This is a genomic window from Flintibacter sp. HCN-6482 (genome assembly GCF_037892565.1).
GTDB classification, from domain to species: Bacteria; Bacillota; Clostridia; order Oscillospirales; family Oscillospiraceae; genus Lawsonibacter; species Lawsonibacter aceti.
This window is the reverse complement of the sequence record NZ_JBBKBK010000001.1, coordinates 482,791-499,487: the sequence shown is the minus strand read 5'-3', so window position 1 is coordinate 499,487 and position 16,697 is coordinate 482,791. Positions and strand designations below refer to the sequence as shown.

The 16,697-nt window shown below is 61.4% G+C and carries 16 protein-coding genes; 9 read left to right on the top strand and 7 right to left on the bottom strand.

Annotation, left to right across the window (positions count from 1 at the left end; all coding sequences use genetic code 11):
* Positions 1–24: 24 nt before the first annotated feature.
* From polA to WKS99_RS02390, 4 genes are all read right to left on the bottom strand, one after another.
* Positions 25–2,715, bottom strand: coding sequence for a DNA polymerase I (gene polA, locus WKS99_RS02405; RefSeq protein ID WP_340405270.1), 2,691 nt, complete (start codon positions 2,713–2,715; stop codon positions 25–27).
* Positions 2,716–2,867: 152 nt separating this feature from the next.
* Positions 2,868–5,978 carry an S-layer homology domain-containing protein gene (locus tag WKS99_RS02400; RefSeq protein WP_340405269.1) on the bottom strand — a complete coding sequence of 1,037 codons (3,111 nt, stop codon included), beginning with the start codon at positions 5,976–5,978 and terminating at the stop codon, positions 2,868–2,870.
* A gap of 189 nt (positions 5,979–6,167) precedes the next feature.
* The gene (locus tag WKS99_RS02395) at positions 6,168–6,782 is read right to left on the bottom strand and encodes an NAD(P)H-dependent oxidoreductase (protein ID WP_340405268.1); all 615 of its coding nucleotides are present in this window, start codon (positions 6,780–6,782) and stop codon (positions 6,168–6,170) included.
* Positions 6,783–6,784: 2 nt separating this feature from the next.
* Complete coding sequence (locus WKS99_RS02390; RefSeq protein WP_340405267.1) at positions 6,785–7,768, bottom strand: pyruvate kinase; 984 nt, start codon at positions 7,766–7,768, stop codon at positions 6,785–6,787.
* A gap of 212 nt (positions 7,769–7,980) precedes the next feature.
* Here WKS99_RS02390 and WKS99_RS02385 point away from each other — a divergent pair, with 212 nt between their 5' ends.
* The 4 genes from WKS99_RS02385 to WKS99_RS02370 are packed head-to-tail and all read left to right on the top strand — an operon-like array spanning position 7,981 to position 10,531.
* A complete protein-coding gene (locus tag WKS99_RS02385) occupies positions 7,981–8,721 on the top strand; it encodes a WecB/TagA/CpsF family glycosyltransferase (RefSeq protein WP_340405266.1) in 741 nt (246 codons plus the stop codon).
* The gene (locus WKS99_RS02380) at positions 8,718–9,386 is read left to right on the top strand and encodes a dTMP kinase (RefSeq protein ID WP_186852798.1); all 669 of its coding nucleotides are present in this window, start codon (positions 8,718–8,720) and stop codon (positions 9,384–9,386) included. Before WKS99_RS02385 ends, WKS99_RS02380 begins: the two co-directional genes overlap by 4 nt.
* 16 nt (positions 9,387–9,402) lie before the next feature.
* Positions 9,403–9,951 carry a DJ-1 family glyoxalase III gene (locus WKS99_RS02375; RefSeq protein ID WP_240286966.1) on the top strand — a complete coding sequence of 183 codons (549 nt, stop codon included), beginning with the start codon at positions 9,403–9,405 and terminating at the stop codon, positions 9,949–9,951.
* Complete coding sequence (locus WKS99_RS02370) at positions 9,932–10,531, top strand: 5-formyltetrahydrofolate cyclo-ligase (protein ID WP_340405265.1); 600 nt, start codon at positions 9,932–9,934, stop codon at positions 10,529–10,531. Before WKS99_RS02375 ends, WKS99_RS02370 begins: the two co-directional genes overlap by 20 nt.
* Before the next feature lie 24 nt (positions 10,532–10,555).
* Here WKS99_RS02370 and WKS99_RS02365 read toward each other — a convergent pair whose 3' ends face one another.
* The gene (locus WKS99_RS02365; RefSeq protein WP_186852796.1) at positions 10,556–10,726 is read right to left on the bottom strand and encodes a hypothetical protein; all 171 of its coding nucleotides are present in this window, start codon (positions 10,724–10,726) and stop codon (positions 10,556–10,558) included.
* Between the two features lie 124 nt (positions 10,727–10,850).
* Between WKS99_RS02365 and mltG the strand changes: the two genes are divergently transcribed.
* The 5 genes from mltG to gluQRS are packed head-to-tail and all read left to right on the top strand — an operon-like array spanning position 10,851 to position 14,771.
* Positions 10,851–11,966: an endolytic transglycosylase MltG gene (gene mltG / locus WKS99_RS02360; protein WP_340405264.1), complete on the top strand. Its 1,116-nt coding sequence runs from the start codon at positions 10,851–10,853 to the stop codon at positions 11,964–11,966.
* Positions 11,967–12,022: 56 nt separating this feature from the next.
* Positions 12,023–13,243 carry a peptidase U32 family protein gene (locus WKS99_RS02355; RefSeq protein WP_340405263.1) on the top strand — a complete coding sequence of 407 codons (1,221 nt, stop codon included), beginning with the start codon at positions 12,023–12,025 and terminating at the stop codon, positions 13,241–13,243.
* Positions 13,244–13,256: 13 nt separating this feature from the next.
* Positions 13,257–13,640, top strand: coding sequence for a metallopeptidase family protein (locus WKS99_RS02350; RefSeq protein ID WP_262669324.1), 384 nt, complete (start codon positions 13,257–13,259; stop codon positions 13,638–13,640).
* The gene (locus WKS99_RS02345) at positions 13,640–13,855 is read left to right on the top strand and encodes a PF20097 family protein (RefSeq protein WP_340405262.1); all 216 of its coding nucleotides are present in this window, start codon (positions 13,640–13,642) and stop codon (positions 13,853–13,855) included. Before WKS99_RS02350 ends, WKS99_RS02345 begins: the two co-directional genes overlap by 1 nt.
* A 1-nt stretch (position 13,856) precedes the next feature.
* On the top strand, positions 13,857–14,771 hold the full coding sequence (gluQRS, locus tag WKS99_RS02340) for a tRNA glutamyl-Q(34) synthetase GluQRS (RefSeq protein WP_240286974.1): 915 nt from the start codon (positions 13,857–13,859) through the stop codon (positions 14,769–14,771).
* Between the two features lie 38 nt (positions 14,772–14,809).
* Here gluQRS and WKS99_RS02335 read toward each other — a convergent pair whose 3' ends face one another.
* Together WKS99_RS02335 and WKS99_RS02330 are read right to left on the bottom strand one after the other, a co-directional pair.
* A complete protein-coding gene (locus WKS99_RS02335) occupies positions 14,810–16,183 on the bottom strand; it encodes an MATE family efflux transporter (protein WP_340405261.1) in 1,374 nt (457 codons plus the stop codon).
* 163 nt (positions 16,184–16,346) lie between these two features.
* A complete protein-coding gene (locus tag WKS99_RS02330; RefSeq protein WP_147570828.1) occupies positions 16,347–16,577 on the bottom strand; it encodes a hypothetical protein in 231 nt (76 codons plus the stop codon).
* Positions 16,578–16,697 lie beyond the last annotated feature (120 nt).

Sequence of the window (16,697 nt, the reverse complement as noted above, 5' to 3'; positions counted from 1 at the left end):
TGCGGTCCGGGCCAGCGCGGCGGGCTAATGGGCGTCCGCCCAGCTCTTTCCAGCGTGGGTCTCGGCCAGCAGAGGGACGGACAGAGCGGCCACGCCCTCCATCTCCTCCTCCACCAGGCTGCAGATTCTATCCGCCTCCTCCGCCGGGCACTCCACGATCAGCTCGTCGTGGACCTGGAGGACCAGGCGTCCCTTCAGCCCCTCGGCGCGAAGCCGGTCCCGTACCCGGATCATGGCCAGCTTGATGATGTCGGCGGCGGTGCCCTGGATGGGGGCGTTAAGGGCTACCCGCTCCCCAAAGGACCGGGTGTTGAAGTTGGAAGATTTCAGCTCCGGCACCCAGCGGCGTCGACCAAAGAGGGTGGCCACGAAGCCGGTCTGTTTGGCCTGCTCCACTACGCCGTCCATATAGGCCCGGACACCGGAGTAATGGGCGAAATACTTGTCCATATACTCCTTGGCCTCCTGGACAGATACGCCGATGTCCTGGGACAGCGAGAAGGGAGAGATGCCGTACACGATGCCGAAATTCACCGCCTTGGCCGAGCGGCGCATGGAGGGGGTGACCTCCTCGGGCCGGACACCAAAGACCTGGGAGGCGGTGATGGTGTGGATGTCGGCTCCGCTCTTAAAGCCGTCGATCATAGCCGGATCGCCGGCCATATGGGCCAGGAGCCTCAGCTCGATTTGGGAATAATCCGCATCCACCAGCACACGGCCGACCGGGGCCGCGAACATCTTGCGCAGCTCGGCCCCCAACTGGGTGCGGATGGGGATGTTCTGAAGGTTGGGTTCGGTGGAGGACAGCCGCCCAGTGGCGGTCACCGTATTCTGGAAAGAGGTGCGGAGCCGCCTGTCAGGACCGATGACCTTGGAAAGACCGTCCACATAGGTGGACTTCAGCTTGGTGAGCTGGCGGTACTCCAGAATCTCGTCAATGATGGGGTGCTGGCCCCGCAGCTTGTCCAGCACCTCGGCATTGGTGGACCAGCCGGTTTTGGTCTTTTTCACAGGTGGGAGCCCCAGCGTTTCAAATAAAACATGGCCCAGCTGCTGGGTGGAGTTGATGTTGAAGGTGGCTTCCCCAGCCAGCTCGTAGATGCGGGACTGGGCCTGGTCGATGCGCTGGGTGAGCATCTCCCCAAAGGACACCAGGGCGCCCCGGTCAATAAGAAAGCCCTCTGCCTCCATCTCAGCCAGCACCGAGCACAGGGGCAGCTCGATGGTCTCATACAGGTCCCACATCTCCAGCTCCCGCAGGCGCTTTTCCAATACCCCGTGGAGGGCGCCGATGAGGGCGCAGTGGGAGGTGAGGGCGGCGGCGGGGCCCACCGGATCAGCCAGGGGGCCGAAAGCTCCCTCGGCCAAATAGTCGCCAGCCTTGGCGGGCTGAAAGCTGAAATAGGTCAGCCCCAGCTTTTCCAGGTCATAGCTGCCGTCGGTAGGGGCCAGGAGATAGGCGGCCACCTCGGTATCAAAGACAAAGCCGGCGGGGGAGATCCCTTCAGCCAGCAGGGAGCGCCACAGGCCCTTCAGCCCGTGCGTAACCTTTTTAATGTCCGGGTCTGCGAAAAAAGTCCGCAGAAACTCGTTGTGTCCCTGGAATTTGTCTGCGAGGAACAGGGCGGCGTGGTTCTCCTTCTCGTTGAGCCGGCACTCCACACATATTACGTCCAACCCCGGCAGGGCCAGGACATCCACGCTGTCCTTGGTAGACCAGAGGGCCAGCAGCTCCTTCAGCCGGACCTGTGTGGTGACGACCTCGGTGGTACAGGAGTCTTCCGCCCCCGGCTGGCTCTGGGCCTCTCCCTCCCCCTGGGGAGCGGCGAGGTGGTACTTGTCGATGAGCTTGGCGAATTCCAGATCCAGGAACAGCTGGTACAGAGCGTTGTTGTCCGGCGGCTGCCGCAGGTTGCGCTCCGGGTCGAAATCGATGGGGGCGTCGGTGTGGATGGTGGCCAGGTCATAGGACATGCGGGCCATCTCTTTGCCCTCGGCCAGCTTTTTTACCACGCCGGGCTTGGCGGGGGTGGACGGAGCCATACAGATATCGGGCATATGGTCATACAGGCAGTCAATAGAGCCGTACAGCTGCACCAGGGCCATGGCGGTCTTTTCACCCACCCCCTTGACACCGGGGATGTTGTCGCTGGCATCCCCCATCAGGGCTTTCAAGTCGATAATGTGGATGGGGTCAAAGCCATACTCCTCCCGAAAGGAGGCCGGGGTCATGTCACGGGTGTCGGTGCGGCCCATGCGGGTGGACACCAGCTTCACTGTGGTGGTGTCTGTCACTAGTTGGAGGGAGTCCTTGTCTCCTGTGACGATGATGGTCTCCCAGCCCGCCGCCCGGTCCTTCACGGAGATGGTGCCGATCAGGTCGTCAGCCTCCCAGCCGTCCAGCTCGTACATGGGGATGTTCATGGCCCCCAGCACCTGCTTGAGCAGGGGAAGCTGGCTGGCCAGCTCGTCGGGCATCCCCTTGCGGGTGGCTTTGTATCCCTCGTAGGCCAGGTGGCGGAAGGTGGGGGCGGCCCGGTCAAAGGTGACGCAGAGAGCGTCGGGCTGGCTGTCGTCCAGCAGCTTGTTCAGAATGTTCAAAAAGCCAAAGATGGCGTTGGTAGGCTGACCTTCCCGTGTGGTCAGGTTCTGGCTGACTCCGTAGAAGGCCCGGTTGACGATGGAATTGCCGTCAATGACCATCAGTTTTTTCATAGCGGGAGCTCCCTCTCACTCCGGCAGAAGGCCGGACATAAAATTACATTTTACAGTATAACAGTCTTTCCCAAGAAGGGCAAGGAAAAAACCTGGGTCCCGAAATGGGACCCAGGTTTTTTCGGACTCTGGGGGCCGGTGGGGATAGGAGCTCACAGCCTGGCCCGGTCCACCAGCCCAGTGAGCTGGCAGAGAATGACCGACACCTCGGCCCGGGTGATGTCGCTGCCGCCGTGGAAGCGGCCCTCCTCATCCCCAGTGAGCACACCGGCCCGGTACCACCGATAGACCACATCGCCCAGCTCATCTCCCTCTCCCAAGTCGGGGATATCGCCGTCCCGGACGGTGTTGATTGCCTCCATCTGGTCATCGGGGATGGCCTGATCCAGAATGGCGACCATATCATACCGTGTGGCCTTGTCGTTCAGACAGGACTGAGGAAAGTCACGGACGGTGAGGATGCCGTTGTCCAGACAGTACTGGTAATAGGGCATATACCAGCCGCCGGAGATCCGGGGCAGCGGGTCGCCGCTCTCACGGCTGTGGATCTGATAGGCCAGCACCAGAGTCTGGGCGATAGACAGGTCGCCGCCGGGCTCGAACCTCCCGTCTCCCATGCCGGTCATCAGTCCGTTTTGGACTACCTTCTCCACGTAGGGCTGGAACCACTGGCCCGCCTTGATGTCGGAGAAGTGGGGGGCGGCACCTTGGTCGGGCCGCTCTGTTTGACCGGGCGTTGAGGTGCCGCTGGGCTTCCGCTCCTGGTCCGCCGTCCCTTGGACAGACTGGCCGCTGGGGGTAAAGATACCGTCAATGAGAACCTCGCCATCTGGGGCGTGGAGGGAGCCATCAGAGCAGAGAGCGGTATTGGCGATAACAGTGTCCTCCCCGGTTTTGATGGGGAAGCTCTGGACGTGGAAGCCGTAGCTGGAAACCGTGTCGCCCCCCTCTTCGGTAATGCCCCAGGTGTATAGATCACCGTTTTTTAATACGGCGGCGCCCCGCTCGGCGGAGATTACATCCCGGTCAATGATCTTGACGGGCGTGGACTGCCCAACTCCCTCGCTCCAAGGGGTGACGGTGTCATAGGCCATGCCGTTGCCCACCTCGCCATTGTCATTGACACCCCAGGTCCACAGGCCGCCCTCCTGATCGATGGCCCAGCCGCTCTCCCCCTCCATACCGACGGAGATCATGCCGTCCAGCAGTTTGGTCAGGGGCAGAGGAGCGTCGCCGTTGTAGAGAATCATCTTGCCGTCGCCGCCATAGCCGTCGGCGCCCCAGACCCAGACGGAGCCATCCTCTTTCAGGGCCACGTAGCGGGACAGGCCGGCATCCACCATGACCACATTGTCCATCACATGGTGGGGGCCGTAGGAATCGGGGTCGGCGGCGCCATAGTCGGTGCCCGAACCGTCCTCTCCCGCGCTCACCAGGCCGTAGTACCACAGAGAGCCGTCGGTACGCACCACCATGGCGCCGAATTTGCCGGTGGCCACAGATCGGACATTGTCCGCCACCTTGATGGGAGTTTCAGACCAGGCGTCAAAGCTGTCCAGCAGCCCTAGGGAGCCCACATAGTAGCCCCAGGCCCAGAGAGTGTCGTCCTCCTTTACGGCCAGGAGCAGGTCATTGTCTGAGCAACAGATCTGGCGCACGCCATCCATGAGCTTGACAGGGTACTGGGCCTTCTCCTCTTCGGTGAGATAGCCGGGGCCTGCGTCCCACAGGGAGCCGTCCTCCCGGATAGCCAGACGGCTGGGGTTGCTCAGTACGATCCGGCGGGAGAGAAGATCGGCCTGCTCCACAGCCTGCCGAATGGTGGCTGCCTGGCGGGGATCGGACAGGGCGGAGGGCCGGCTGGGCCGCTCCGGCTGTTCAGGCTCCGCGGGCGGCTCAGACTCCTCTCCCGCTGTGGGGTAAGCGGTGACGCCGTCCTCGTCTAGAACATAGAACACGGGGACGGAGTCATCGGTGGCGTACCACACCACTTGTCCGTTGTAGACGATGGGGGTGCAGTCGGAGGCCATGACGCCCTCGGCGGTCCTGAGGTCAGACACCGAGCCCTCGGCGGAGTAGCGGGCATAGCCGATGGAATCGGTGTTGTAGTAGTAGCCGTTGTCCGCCTTCTCCGCCATAGACCAGATGATATAGCCATCCTCCAGGCTGGTGGGGACAAGGACGGGCTGGGAACCATAGATGTTCCCGCCGTTGGCGTAAGAGGTGATCTGGCGGGTCCTGGTGCCGCTTTGAGAGAAATCATCTTTGCTGGTGTAAGCCAGATAGATGTTTTTCACGTCGGCGGTCAGGTTGGAGGAAGCGCCCTTCCCAGTGTAGCTGTACGCGGTGAGGTAGCCGGTGGAGGTCTCGGCCAGACCGGTGACCTGGGCGCCGGTCACGTTGGCGCCGATGGAGCCAGGCCAGCTGGCTACTAGGAGCTGGGTCCCCCGCCGCCCGCTTTGGCCGTCACAGCGGTACAGGGACGCCCCACGGGGATAGGCGTCGCCGTGGTCCAGCGCGACCAGCCTGCCCTCCTGGTCCACCAGCATCAGCTGGTTGAAGGAGTGGGATACATAGCCCGTGGCGGGATTGGACACAGCGGAGGCCACGTCGGAGATGGTCATGTCCTCCTGGCGGACTGTGAAGGACAGGCTGGCCTGGTGGTTCAGACCGTCGGAGCTGGTGTACATCTCGTGGCTGGTGCGGATGTACAGCAGGCCGCCGTCCTCGGCGCAGGTAAAGCCGCCGGCGTCAAAGGGGATGGTGGTGTTGGCCCCTCTTAGGCTGGCCTGGTCCAGCCGCTCCCAGCTCTTGGAGTATTTGACCACCCGGACTACCTCGGCGCTGTCGCTCTCTGAGGGATTCTCCTGGCCGAAAACCACGAAGTTGTAGTCCTCCCCGGCAAAGAAGCCGCCCCAGATTGGGAGCTCTACTTCCAGTTCTCTAGTCTCCTTCAACTGGAAGTGGCTGTCATAGGTCTCTACCACTAGGGTGGTGGGTGTGAGCCACTCCAGGAACTGGCCAGTCTGGCCATTCACCAGCTGGCTGCCTTTCCGGTACTCCACCCGAACCAGGTCCTGGCCATCCTGGTATAGATAGGAGGAGCGGGGGACGGCCCAGTTACCGTTGTAGTAGCCATATCGGTTGGTGGAGATCAGGGGCTCCGGCTGGCTGGCGGCCGAGACGGCAGGGACAAGGGACAGGGACATGGCCAGAGTGCAGAGCAGGCTGGTCAGGCGGGGAAAAAACCTCTTGTGCTTCATATACGTGTCATCCTTTCTGAACAGTCAGGCGGCTGAACCGCCGGGTAAGGTGGGGGATAGGGACCGGCCTTCGTGGGTGGGCCCCGTGGTTACAGTACCCTATCCGGCGGAGAAAGGAAGAGAGAAGGGAAAATGAGAAAAAATTTTGGAGCGCCATATGGCGCTCCAAATCTAAAGGAGGGGTGGGGACTATCCATGAAGGCACATCGGCTCCTGGGCCAGCTGGCGGGCCAGGGAAGCGGCCCTATCTCCGGCACGGCGAAGGACAGCCTGGACGTCGGTTCCCTGGATATCCAGGCCCTCCGCGGCCACACAGTAGGCGTGGGGAATCCCAAACATAGCGCCCAGGGCTTTTAGGTAGTCAAAGCCGTAATTCTGCCCCTCTACGGGGCCGCCGGCGGAGGTGAGATAGACCAGGGCGCGGGCCTGGCTCAGTCCGACCTGCTGCCCGTCCTCGTCATAGCGGAAAGTGATGCCCAGCGCACTGGACCACTCCAAATAGACCTTCAAAACGGCGGGAAAGGAGAGGTCCCAGTAAGGGGCGCCCACGACCACCAAATCGGCCGAGGCGATCTCGCGGGCGGGGGTCAGTCGGGGATCATCTTCCCCGCGGGCGATCCAGCCGTCACGCTGGCGGGCCAGCTCCCCTGTCAGGATGGGCAGAGACTCTCTCAAATCTCTGTGGCAGACCTGCACCTGGGGATGTAGCGTAGTATATTCCTCCAAAAAACGCTGGCACAACCGCCAGGTGCGGGACAGCTCAGGCCCCCGTACACAGGCATCCAAAAAAAGCAGACGTTCCATGCTTAGAGTCCTTTCTCCGCCTCATGGGCGGTTTTGACAAGATATTCCATCGCCCGGACAGGGTACTGGCCCGCGGCGGTTTCCCCGGTGAGCATCAGAGAGGAGGCCCCGTCCAGCACGCCGTTGTAAATATCGCATACCTCGGCCCGGGTGGGCACCGGACGATGCTCCATGGACCACAATAGCTGGGTGACCAGGCAGAAGTCACGACCCGCGGCCACGCACCGCCGGGCGATATCCTTCTGAACCCCAGGCAGCTCCCAGAGGGGCATGGAGTTTCCAAGGTCGCCCCGTGCGATGCAGAGCTGGTCGGCGGCGGAGATGATCTCCTCCAGATGGTCCAGACCCTGGCGGTTCTCTATTTTGGCCATGATTTGGATGCGGCCCAGCCCACACTGGTCCAAGGCCTGGCGCAGTGCCCGGATATCCTCCTGTCCCCGGACAAAGGGCTGAAGAATGTGGGTCACTCCAAACTGTCCAGCCAGGTCCAGATTCATCAGATCCTCCTGGGTGAGGACCGGTGTATCCGGGTATACTCCTAGAATAGCCAGGCTTTTCCTGCTGTGTAGAGTGCCGCCCCGCAGCACCCGGCACAGCAGCACAGAGGAGCTGGCCTTTTTCACCTCTAGGAGAATGGCGCTGTCGTCAATGGAGATCTGGTCCCCCGGCTTGGCGCTGGACACCACTACCTGGGGGACAGGGAGGCCGTCCTGGCCAAGCAGGATATCGTCTCCGGTCTTGATGGGGATGGGGATGGGGAGTGTGCCTAGCCGCAGCTCCGGCCCCTGCAGGTCGATGATGAGATGGGGGCGGTCCACCCCGGCCTGTCGTGCCGCGGGAAAGAAATGCTCCTCTAGCAGAGCGGAGCATTGGGACAGGCTGGTGTGGGACAGGTTGAGCCTGGCCCCAGTCATCCCGGCTCGGAACAGGCGGACCAACAGAGCCCGGTCACGGCAGAGCCCGCCTAAGGTCCCATAAAATTCCATGAGGGTACCTCCCGTGTATGTGATGCCTTACGGTATCTATTATTATGAGGAAAGAGCGGGGGAAAGTCAACGGTAAGAAAGCGCAGGTGTTCCAATGTCCGCCTTGGACAAACCTTCATGGAAAATTCATAGACTTTTTTGCCAGAGCGTGGTAAAATACTATAATCCTGGCATATGCCCATTGGGCAATGCTTTACTGTTCCCTGGGAGGGATGGCTTTGAAGAAAGATATTCTGGGTGTCCGGTTTGACGACGTGTCCCGGCAGGAGGCTGCCCAGCTGGGCGCCGCCATGCTGGAGCAGGACCAGTTCCACTATGTGGTGACACCCAATCCGGAATTTATCCTGGCGGCGGAAAAAGACGCCGACTTCCGTCAGGTGCTCAACAGTGCCGACCTGGTCATCCCAGACGGCATTGGTGTGGTCTATTCGGCCAAGATACTGGGCACACCCCTGAAGGAGCGGGTTCCCGGTATCGAATTTGCCGCTGATATGCTGGCCAAGCTGGACCAGATGGGGGGTCGGCTCTACCTGCTGGGGGCGAAGCCCGGCGTGGCCCAAGAGGCCGGCCGCCGCATCCTGGAGCAACACCCTAATATCGTCCTGTGCGGCACTCATGACGGCTATTTTAAGGACGAGGAGGCCGTGCTGCTGGAGGTGGCCGCCGCTCGGCCCGATTTGCTGTTTGTCTGCCTGGGCGCGCCCAAGCAGGAGAAGTGGATGGCCCGGTGGGGCAGGCACACAGGTGCTCGTCTGGCCATTGGCCTGGGGGGCGCCCTGGATGTCTTTGCCGGCAACGTGGAGCGGGCGCCCGAATCCTGGCGGAAGCTGGGTTTGGAGTGGGCCTACCGCCTGAAGAAGGAGCCCCAGCGGGCGGGGCGGATGGCCAAGCTGCCTCTTGTGCTGGTCAAGTCCGCCGGCGCCCGCCTGAGGGGCAGGAGGGACCAGTCATGAGGGGCCGGCTGATCGTCATTGAAGGGACCGACGGCTCTGGCAAGTCCACTCAGTTCGGCCAGCTGTGCCAGCGGCTGGACGCCATGGGCCAAGAGTACAAAAAGCTGGTATTTCCCCAGTACCAGGAGCCGTCCTCCGCTCTGATCCGGATGTACCTAGGGGGTGAGTTCGGCAGCCATCCAGGGGACGTAAATCCCTACGCCGCCTCCGCGTTTTACGCGGTGGACCGATACGCCTCCTTAAAAAAGGTGTGGGGGGAATACTACGACGGGGGGGGCCTGGTCCTTACCGACCGGTATACCACCTCCAACGCGGTCCACCAGGGGGCCAAGTGCCCAGAGGGGGAGCGGACCGCCTTCCTCCGCTGGCTGGACGATTTTGAACACGACAAGCTGGGACTGCCCCGGCCTGACCTGGTGCTCTATTTGGATATGCCTACCGAAAAGTCGGTGGAGCTGCTGCGCGGCCGGGAGTCGGCCACCCATACCAAGGCGGACATCCATGAGCTGGACACGGAGTATCTAGCCACCTGCCGCGCCTGCGCCCACCAGGCCATTGGGGAGCTGGGCTGGAAGCGGATCTCCTGTTTAGACAGGGAGGGGCAGCTCCGCTCCATCCAGGAGATACACCAGGAGATCTGGTCCCTGGTGACCCCCTTGCTGTAAAAGGAGGTATTCTAATATGGTCTATATCCTGCTCGCTCCCGGCTTTGAAGAGGCGGAGGCCCTGGTCCCCGCCGATCTGCTCCGCCGAGGAGGCGTGGAAACGGCCCTGGTGTCCACAGACGGAGCGATGGTGGCCGGAGGCCGGCAGATCACAATAAAAGCGGATCTGACTTTGGACCAGGTGGAGCTGGACCGGGCCGACATGCTGGTTTTGCCCGGCGGTGGTGTGGGAGTACAGAAGCTGGGCCAGGAACCTACTGTGGAGAAGCTGGTCCGGGAGGCGGCGAAGCGGGGGATCCCTCTGGCCGCCATCTGTGCGGCCCCTACGCTGTTGGGCAGGTGGGGGCTGCTGGAGGGCAGACGGGCCATCTGCTATCCCGGCATGGAGGGACAGATGAACGGAGCCGTGGCAGCTGACAGCCCGTCCCACGTGGTGGTGGATGGCCCAGCCAAGCTGATTACCGGGCAGGCGGCCGGCTCCGCCTTTGATTTCGGACTGGCGCTGGTGGAATACCTGGCCGGCCGGGAGAGAGCGGAGGAAGTCCGTGCTTCCATCTGTTACTGAAGAGAAGGCGGCGCTGCGCCGAACAGTCCGTCGATGGCTGGCGGCTTTGCCCTCGTCAGAGCGGCGGGAGAGCGACCGGGCACTCTTTGCCCACTTCCTATCTCTGCCCCAAGTGGAGGGCGCAAAGACGATCTTCGCCTTTTGGGGCATCCCAGAGCGGGAACCGGACACTGAAGAGCTGGTCCGCCAGCTGGAGGAGCGGGGGAAGGTGGTGGGCCTGCCCCGGATGCTCCCCGGCAGGGGGATGGAGGTCCGTCGGTATACCTCGGACCGCCCGCTGGTACCGGCGGCCTTTGGCCTTCTGGAGCCGGATGAACAGGCCCCTCTGCTGGAGCGGGCGGCCATCGACCTGATCCTGGTCCCCGGCCTGTGCTATGACCGGGAGGGCTACCGCCTGGGCTTCGGCGGCGGCTACTATGACCGGTGGCTGGCCGGCTGCTCCGGGTGGAAGGTGGGGCTGTGCCGGGCCGCTCTCCTGCAGGACCGTTTGCCTAGGGGACCTTATGATATCCCGGTGGACCTGGTGGTCACCGAGGAGGAGTGCCTGTCCCACCTTTCTTCGGCAAAAAGCGGGGGTTGATCCCCCGCCCTTTTGCCGGTCCACTCAGCAGCAGCCGCAGTTGTCGTTGCCGCAGCCGTTGTCGCAGCCACAGCCGCAACTGTTGTTGCAGCCGCAGCCGTTGCCGCCCCAGCCGCCGCAGGCGAACAGGATGATGATGAGCAGGATGATCCACAGGCAGCCGTTGCCGCCCCAGCCGTTGTTTCCACAACACATATGTTTTCACACCTCTCTAAAATCCCGCCGGGACGGTGTGTCCCGTGCGTTCTGTACTATTCTATGGAGGTCCCTTGTCCCTGGTGACAAGGACCCGGAAAAATTTTATTAGGAGCTGACCTGAATGCCCCAGGAACGAAGAAGTGAACGAAGAAGCGGGCGGGAGGAGCGCACCGCCGCCCGCCGTCCCCGCCGCGGCTCGACCGGCCGGACCGCCGGCTTCGCCGTGCTCTATGTGATAGGAGTCATCGGAGTGTCCATCCTGCTGGCCTGCCTGCTTTGGATCGCCGCAAACGATGTGCTGGCCCTGAATAAGGATGAGAAGGAAGTGACCATTACCATCTCCTCGGAGGACAGCTTCAACAGCATCGTGAACCGGCTGGAGGATGAGGGGCTGATCGAGTATAAGTGGCTCTTCAAGCTCTTTGCCGCCTTCACAGGGGGCAAGGACGATGTGACGATGGGTACCTATACCCTGAACACGGATATGGATTACCGGGCTCTGCTGGCTGGCATGAGTGCCAACTCCGCCACCCGGTCGGTGGTGGATGTGGTCATTCCAGAGGGCTATACCCTGGACCAGATCTTCGCCCTGCTGGAAGAGAAGGGGGTGGCCACGGTGGAGGAGCTTCAGGAAGCCGCCGCCAACCACGACTACGCCTTCTCCTTCCTCCAGGATATCCCGCTGGGGGATTACCACCGGCTGGAAGGCTACCTCATGCCGTCCACCTATGAGTTCTATACCCCCCACGATCCGGTGTATGCCATCAATAAGCTGTTGGTCTACTTTGACTCCATGGTCACCGATGATATACGGGCCCAAGTGGAGGAAACAGGCTATTCCCTGCGGGAAATCCTGACTATCGCCTCCATGATCGAGCGGGAAACGGATGGATCTGACCGGGAGGAGATTGCCTCCGTCATTTATAACCGCCTGGAGCATCCTGAGGGTGAAACTGTGGGCCTGCTCCAGATCGACGCTACCCTGGCCTATATCAACGGCGGAAAGGTGCCGACGGAGGCGGACAAGGCCATCGATTCCCCCTATAACACTTATATGTATAAGGGCCTGCCCCCGGCGCCCATCGCCAATCCTGGCATGGAGGCCATCATGGCTGCCCTGGAGCCGACGGATACCAGCTACTTCTATTACGCTCTGGGCGACGACAATCTCCACCATTTCTTCAATACCTATGACCAGCTCCAGAGCTTCCTCAATTCCCAGGAGCGATACAAGTGATTCCCAAAGGGGCAAGGGCCGGCGCCCTTGCCCCTTTCTGAAGGAGATAGATAAACATGAGAAACAAGATTGAGCTGCTGGCCCCGGCGGGGGACATGGAGAGACTGGAGATGGCGGTGGCCTATGGGGCGGACGCTGTCTATCTGGCCGGAACCGACTTCGGAATGCGGTCTTTTGCCGGAAATTTCTCCCGGACAGAGCTGAAACAGGCCGTGGACCTATGCCGCTCCCATAGGGTCAGAGTCCATGTGACCTGCAACACCATGCCGCGCAACCAAGAAGTAGCCCGGCTGCCGGAGTGGCTGGAATATCTCAATGAGGTGGGCGTGGACGCCATCATTCTGGCAGATGTGGGCACCCTGGCCCTGGCCAGGAGACACGCCCCCAAGGTCCAGTGTCATATCTCCACTCAGGCCAGCATCGTCAATTACCAGTCCGCCCAGGCCTGGCACGACCTGGGGGCTAGTCGGGTGATTCTAGCCAGGGAGCTGTCCCTGGAGGAGATTCAGGAGATCAGGGCCAAGACTCCAAAGGAGCTGGAGATCGAAGTCTTTGCCCACGGGGCCATGTGCGTCAGCTATTCCGGCCGGTGCCTGCTGTCTAACTACATGACCGGGCGGGACTCCAATCGGGGGGAGTGCGCCCAGCCCTGCCGGTATCAGTACGCTCTGATGGAGGAGAAGCGGCCGGGAGAGTACTTCCCTGTCTATGAGGAGAATGGACAGACCTATATCATGAACTCCAAGGATATGTGCATGATCGACCATGTGGCCGACTTGATGGAGGCGGGGGTGGACTCTCTAAAGCTGGAGGGGAGGGCAAAGTCCGCCTACTACGCGGCCATCGTCACCGGAGCCTACCGCCACGCCATCGACGCGGCGGCGGCGGGAGAGCCGCTGGACCCGGTGTGGCGGGACGAGGTGGAGCACATCAGCCACCGCCACTACTCCACCGGCTTTTTCTATGGACAGCCGGGGCAGTACACCGAGAATTCCCGATATGTCCGGGACTGGCAGATCGTGGCCAAGGTGCAGTCCTGTGACGGGGAGGGAAGTGCCCTTTTGACCCTGAACAATAAATTCCGAGTGGGCGACAGTCTGGAGCTGGTGGGGCCCAATGTCCGGCCCCAGGCTTTGTGGGTGGAGGGCCTCTGGGATGGGGATGGCCTTCCACTGGAGGAGGTCCGCCACCCTCAGATGACCTTCCGCATGAAGCTGCCCTGTCAGGTGCCGCCCCTCTCCCTGCTCCGCCGAAAAGCGGACCTGAGTCCCCAGTAAGGAGGAGAGGATCATGGTACCCACCTATGAACAGATGGGCGACTGGCTGGAGGAGATCGCCGGCGGGTTCCCCGACGCCTTCTTTCTGGACCTGGACGGGGGCATCCAGCTGGAGGAGAGAGCCCTGCCTGATCCGGACTTTCCCCCCGGCGAGATGTACATTATGGGAGAGTATGTCCACGATATGCTGGGGCGGTATATCGTCCTGTATTACGGCTCCTTTGCCGCCCTGCTGCCGGAGGAGGACGAGGAGGGATGGAAGGACGAGATCTTTGCCACCGTGGCCCACGAGTTCACCCACCATCTGGAGGAAACTGCCGGCCTCCACGCCCTGGACGACAAGGACGCGGAGTTTTTAAGGCAGGCGCTGGAGGAGTATGGAGAGGAGAAAAAATGATGCTGTGCCCATGGTGTAATCAGGAGATGAAGCAAGGCTTTCTGCAGAGTAGCCGGAGTATTATCTTTTCCCCTGAAATTGCGGAAGGGGTGGTCATGGCTCTGAGGGAGGGAGAGGTCAAACTGACCAAGCACTTCTGGAGCACGCCTAGGGCGCCGGCGTGGCACTGTGCCGGATGTAAGCGGGTAGTTGCTGAATATGGAACGGAGGAGTAACATGATCGGCCGCTTTGCCCCCAGCCCCAGCGGACGGATGCACCTGGGCAACCTGTGGTCCTGCCTGCTGGCCTGGCTGGCCGCCCGGAGCGCGGGAGGTTCCATCGTCCTGCGGCTGGAGGATCTGGATCCGGACCGGTGCCGGCAGGAGTATTGCGACCAGGTGATGCGGGATCTGGAGTGGCTGGGGCTGGACTGGGACGGGGAGCCGGTCTATCAGTCCCGGCGGACAGAGGCCTACGCCGCCGCCTTCCGGGAGCTGGAGAGGCAGGGGCTGGTCTATCCCTGCTACTGTACACGTGCAGAGCGTCTGGCTTCCTCTGCCCCCCACCGCTCGGACGGAATAACTGTGTATGACGGACGGTGCAGGAGCTTGACGGCTCCGGAGCGGGAGAAGCTGGAAAAGACACGCCGCCCTGCCTGGCGGGCGGCAGTGGGGGAAAAATCCATTTCTTTTTGTGATATGTTATGCGGAAAATACGAAGAGGATTTAAAAATGGACTGCGGAGACTTTATTCTCCGCCGGTCCGATGGGGTGTACGCCTATCAGCTGGCGGTGGTGGTGGATGACGCCGAGATGGGGGTGACCCAGGTGGTGCGGGGGAGCGACCTGCTCTCCTCCACCCCCCGGCAGATCTGGCTCCAGGAGCGGCTGAACCTGCCCCATCCCCAGTACGGCCATGTCCCCCTGCTGCTGGCCCCGGATGGCAGGCGGCTGGCAAAGAGGGACCGGGACCAGGAACTGGGGCAGCTCCAGAGTCGGTTTACTGCCCCACAGATCGTGGGAACGCTGGCCCATGCCGCCGGGCTGCTGGACCGGGAGGAGGAGGTTGCGCCGGAGGAGCTGCTCCCTCTATTCCGCTGGGACAAACTCCCCCGAAAGGACCTCACGCTGTCCATAGGAGAGAAAATATAACGGCCTGACGGTATTCGTCAGGCCGTTATATTTGTATGTCATACCCGTTCCTTCCCAAATTCTCTCAGAAAATAGTGTACCATGATGGTGCCAGAAATGAGGAAGGCTGCCAGGTCGGAGACGGCCTGGGTGAGCTCCAGACCGGTGAGACCCAACTGCCAGGACAGGAGGTAGACCAGAGGGATGAACACGCCCTGGCGGCAGACGGCCAGGATGGTGGCCCGGACAGACTTGCCCAGGGACTGGAAGAACATATTGGCGAAGGTGAGCACCGCCCCCAGTGGGAGGGTAAAGCACTGGTAGCGGAAGGCCCGGGTGCCGATGTCGATGACCATAAGGTCGTCCCGGAACAGGGTGACGATTTGGGGGGCGAAGGCAAAGCCTACCACTGCGCACACTGTCAAGATGATGGTGCAGGTCTTGACGGAGAACTTCACCGCCTCCTTGACCCGGTCCAGCTGTCCGGCCCCGTAATTATAGCCTAACACTGGCTGGAAGCCCTGGCCGAAGCCGATGACGATGGACTGGATGAAGGTGAACACCTTGGTAACGATGGCCAGAGCGGCCACCGCCGCGTCGCCGTATATCTTGGCGTTGAAGTTCAGTGCCATAGTGGACAGGGACAGGATGCCCTGGCGGAAGAAGGAGGGCATTCCCTGCTTCAGAATGGACAGATAGAGCTTGGGGGAGCGGGAGATACAAGAGGGGCTGACTCTTAAATCACTTTTCTTCAACAGGAAGAAGGAGGCGAGAATGCACAGACTGACACACTGACTCAGCAGGGTAGCGATGGCCGCCCCGGCGATGCCCAGGTCAAAGATAAAGATGAAGACGGGGTCCAGGACCATGTTGAGCACGCCACCAGTGCCCAGGCCAAAGACGGCCAGGCTGGCCTTCCCCTGCCAGCGGAGCAGGTTGTTCAGGGTAAAGGACAGGACCATCACTGGGCAGCCCATCAGAATATAGCGGGCGTAGTCCATGGCGTAGGGGTAGATGGTCTCCGTACTGCCCAGGGCCCAAATCAGGCTGCCCAGGTTACCCAGGCCGAGGGCGGCCAGCAGCAGCCCGAGGACCAGGGCCATGAGGACGGCGCTGGAGGCGTAGGCATCCGCGTCACGGTGATTCCCCTGGCCCATCAGACGGGCGGCAATGGAGCCGGAGCCCATGCCCACCGTGAAGCCAACGGCCTGGATGATGGACATGATGGAAAAGACGATACCTACCGCGCCGGAGGCGCTGGTGCTCAACTGGGACACGAAATAGGTATCGGCCATGTTGTAGATGGAGGTGACCATCATGCTGATGATGGTGGGGATGGCCAGTGTGACGATCAGAGAAGGGACGGGGGTTTCCAGCATCTTGGTCCGCTGGTCAGGCGGTTCATGGAGCTGGTGCTGATGAAACAGGGGCATTTCCTCACTTCTTTCCAGACAGTGAAAGCTCCCGCCCCGGCGCCGCCACGCCGGACAGAGAGGGGAGGGGTCACTGTTCTCTTTTTCTTTCATTTTATACTGATTTTAGCTCTATGGCAAGAAAAAAAGCAGGACCGAAAGCCCGGTCCTGCATTTGTAATAGTCAACTCTGTTCCTTTGGCCGAATCCAGATGCGGTAAGTCAGATACACCAGGGGGAGCCGGGCAAGGGGAAGGAGGAGCCAGGGATACCAGCCCTTCCAGAGATACAGCCCACCAGTGATGAGAGAGGACAGAACGGTCAGGCAGGCGAATACGCCGAACCACATGGCGGCCTGAACGCAAAACCGCGCCTCCCCCTCCTCTTCATAGCGGATCTGGTCATAAAAGGACATACGGGCAAAACTATATATGGGGAAACAGATGGGGAAAAACAGTCTTGAGATAACTTGTGGGAAAGAAGAGTAGAGGATCCAGAGAGAGGACTCGATTCCCCAAGTAATTAAAATCAGGGT

Coding starts and splice junctions, on each gene's coding strand:
- WKS99_RS02375 (WP_240286966.1), top strand. CDS start 9,403: ATGGTCTATATCCTGCTCGCTCCCGGCTTTGAAGAGGCGGAGGCCCTG.
- WKS99_RS02350 (WP_262669324.1), top strand. CDS start 13,257: ATGGTACCCACCTATGAACAGATGGGCGACTGGCTGGAGGAGATCGCC.
- WKS99_RS02330 (WP_147570828.1), bottom strand. CDS start 16,577: ATGTCCTTTTATGACCAGATCCGCTATGAAGAGGAGGGGGAGGCGCGG.
- WKS99_RS02355 (WP_340405263.1), top strand. CDS start 12,023: ATGAGAAACAAGATTGAGCTGCTGGCCCCGGCGGGGGACATGGAGAGA.
- WKS99_RS02365 (WP_186852796.1), bottom strand. CDS start 10,726: ATGTGTTGTGGAAACAACGGCTGGGGCGGCAACGGCTGCCTGTGGATC.
- WKS99_RS02400 (WP_340405269.1), bottom strand. CDS start 5,978: ATGAAGCACAAGAGGTTTTTTCCCCGCCTGACCAGCCTGCTCTGCACT.
- WKS99_RS02335 (WP_340405261.1), bottom strand. CDS start 16,183: ATGCCCCTGTTTCATCAGCACCAGCTCCATGAACCGCCTGACCAGCGG.
- WKS99_RS02385 (WP_340405266.1), top strand. CDS start 7,981: ATGGCTTTGAAGAAAGATATTCTGGGTGTCCGGTTTGACGACGTGTCC.
- mltG (WP_340405264.1), top strand. CDS start 10,851: ATGCCCCAGGAACGAAGAAGTGAACGAAGAAGCGGGCGGGAGGAGCGC.
- WKS99_RS02395 (WP_340405268.1), bottom strand. CDS start 6,782: ATGGAACGTCTGCTTTTTTTGGATGCCTGTGTACGGGGGCCTGAGCTG.
- gluQRS (WP_240286974.1), top strand. CDS start 13,857: ATGATCGGCCGCTTTGCCCCCAGCCCCAGCGGACGGATGCACCTGGGC.
- WKS99_RS02380 (WP_186852798.1), top strand. CDS start 8,718: ATGAGGGGCCGGCTGATCGTCATTGAAGGGACCGACGGCTCTGGCAAG.
- WKS99_RS02345 (WP_340405262.1), top strand. CDS start 13,640: ATGCTGTGCCCATGGTGTAATCAGGAGATGAAGCAAGGCTTTCTGCAG.
- polA (WP_340405270.1), bottom strand. CDS start 2,715: ATGAAAAAACTGATGGTCATTGACGGCAATTCCATCGTCAACCGGGCC.
- WKS99_RS02390 (WP_340405267.1), bottom strand. CDS start 7,768: ATGGAATTTTATGGGACCTTAGGCGGGCTCTGCCGTGACCGGGCTCTG.